The sequence below is a fragment of the Microbispora bryophytorum genome, assembly GCF_006874465.1.
Lineage (GTDB): Bacteria > Actinomycetota > Actinomycetes > Streptosporangiales > Streptosporangiaceae > Microbispora > Microbispora bryophytorum.
Window position 1 is genome coordinate 1 of record NZ_VIRL01000052.1, and the last position, 2,605, is coordinate 2,605.

General features: G+C 67.5%; 2 protein-coding genes. Both read left to right on the plus strand.

Annotated elements, in window-relative coordinates:
* Positions 1–1,602, plus strand: a 1,602-nt coding sequence (locus FLX07_RS35720) for a sugar ABC transporter ATP-binding protein (protein WP_142576383.1), incomplete at its 5' end; no start/stop codon positions are given.
* Entirely contained in the window at positions 1,595–2,605 is a 1,011-nt protein-coding gene (locus tag FLX07_RS35725) for an ABC transporter permease (RefSeq protein ID WP_142576385.1), read from the plus strand. The genes FLX07_RS35720 and FLX07_RS35725, both read left to right, overlap by 8 nt.

A 2,605-nucleotide genomic window follows, 5' to 3' on the forward strand; every position in this document is an offset into this window, starting at 1 on the left:
GTCAAGCAGTTTCCCGGCGTGCGTGCGCTGGACGGCGTGGACCTTGAGGTCAGGGCCGGCGAGGTGCACTGTCTGCTGGGCCAGAACGGTGCCGGGAAGTCCACGCTCATCAAGATCTTGTCTGGTGCTCATGCGCCGGATGAGGGGGAGGTGTTGCTGGACGGTTCGCCGGTGCGGCTGGCGCCGCCGACGGCGGCGATGGGCCTGGGCATCGCGACCATTTATCAGGAGCTCGACCTGGTGGACGGGTTGAGCGTGACGGAGAACATCTTCCTCGGCCATGAGATGGCGTCGTTCGGGTTCTCCCGGCGTGGGGAGGCCGACCGGGCGACGGCCGAGCTGCTCAAGCGGCTGGGCCACGGCGAGATCCGCCCCCGCACCGAGGTGGGCCGGTTGTCTCCGGCGCACAAGCAGATCGTGAGTATGGCGCGGGCGTTGTCGCATTCGGCGCGGTTGATCATCATGGATGAGCCGTCGGCCGCGCTGGCGCATGACGAGGTGGCCAACCTGTTCCGGGTGATCCGTGATCTCACCTCCCAGGGCGTGGCGGTGATCTACATCTCCCACCGCCTGGAGGAGATCCGGGAGATCGGGGACCGCGTCACGGTGTTGAAGGACGGGCGGACGGTCGCGGTGGGGCTGGCGGCCAAGGACACGCCGACTTCGCAGATCGTGGCGCTGATGACCGGCCGCAACGTCGAGTACGTCTTCCCGCCACGTCCCGGCAAGGGCGCCCACGAGGGGCGGCCGGAGGTGCTGCAGGTGGAGAACCTGACGCTGCCCGGCCGGTTCGCGGAGGTGTCGTTCAGCATCCGTGCGGGGGAGATCGTGGGGCTGGCCGGCCTGGTGGGTTCGGGGCGCAGCGAGATCGTTGAGGCGATCTACGGTGCGCGGCGGGCCAGTGGCCGGGTGGTGCTGGACGGGCAGGTCGTGCGTCCGGGTAGTACGACGCGTGCGGTGCGGATGGGCATGGGTCTGGCGCCGGAGGAGCGTAAGGCGCAGGCGTTGCTGCTGGATCATCCGGTGGCGCAGAACATCACGCTGGCGAGCCTTGGCCGGTATACCCGCCCGCGGTGGCTGGGGTGGCTGGATCGGCGGACCGAGTTCGCCGAGGCCAAGCGGTTGTCGGAGGCGCTGGACATCCGTCCGGCTGATCCGCGCCGGCCGATTCGGACGTTGTCGGGTGGTAACCAGCAAAAAGCGGTGCTGGGGCGGTGGCTGGCCGAGGACCGCAAGCTGCTGCTGCTGGATGAGCCGACGCGTGGGGTGGACGTCGGGGCCCGGGCGGAGCTGTATGCGCTGGTGCGCAAGCTGGCCGATGACGGTATCGGGGTGCTGCTGGTGTCCAGCGAGGTGCCCGAGGTGCTGGGGCTGGCCGACCGGGTGCTGGTCGTTCGTGAGGGCCGGATCGTGCATGAGGCGCAGGCCGAGGACCTGGACGAGCATCGCGTGCTCGACCTGGTGATGGTCTCGGCGCAGGAGACCCCCACCCCCGACTCCGCGTCTGATCCCGTGTCCGGTTCCGTGTCCGACTCCGCGTCGGGTTCTGGTTCGGGGTCTGGTGTAGCAAATCCCCCTTCTGAAGGAGCGTTCCATGACTGAGGTCGATCAGGCCGCGGCGGCCGGTCCCCGTATGAAGGCGGCGGGTCCGGGCGGGCGGTTGGGCCGGCTGGGTGAGGTCCGGCATCTGGGGTTGGTCGCGGCGCTGGTGCTGCTGGCGGTCGTGGGTCTGGTGACCCGGCCGGAGAACTTCGCGACGTCGTCCAATCTGGTGAGCATTCTGGCGCTGGCCTCGACCATCGGGGTGATCACGGTCGGGATGACGTTCGTGATCATCGGTGGTGGTATCGATCTGTCGGTCGGTGCGTTGATGGCGTTGGCGTCGGTGTGGGCGACCACGCTGGCCACGCAGGCCTACGGCCCGGTCGTGATGATCGTTTGTGCGGTGCTGGTGGGTACCGGCGCGGGTCTGCTGAACGGGATTTTGATCTCTTATGGGCGGATGGTGCCGTTCATCGCGACGCTGGCGATGATGGTGGCCGGGCGGGGTCTGGCGCAGCGGATGTCCAATCAGCGGACGCAGCTGGTGCAGCCGGACAACTCGCTGATCGTCGATCTGTCGACCACGCGGGTGCTGGGGCTGCCGCTGCTGGTGTATGTGTTCGCGCTGGTGGTGCTGATCGGGTGGTTGGTGCTCAACCGCACGACGTTCGGCCGGCGGACCTATGCGGTGGGTGGTAATCCCGAGGCGGCGCGGCTGGCCGGTATCGATGTGCGTAAGCACACGCTGATGTTGTATGCGCTGTCGGGTCTGTGCTGCGGGATCGCGGCGGTGCTGATCATGGCGCGGACCACGACGGGGTCGTCCACTCATGGTGATCTGTATGAGCTGGACGCGATCGCCGCTGTGATCATCGGTGGGACGTTGCTGACCGGTGGCCGAGGCACGATCATCGGTTCGATCCTCGGTCTGATGATCTTCACGGTGATCACCAATCTGTTCATTCTCAACGGCCTCAACACGGCCGACCAGCTCGTCGCCAAGGGCGCGATCATCGTCGTCGCGGTGCTCCTGCAGCGGCGAAGCCTCACCTCACACACCTGA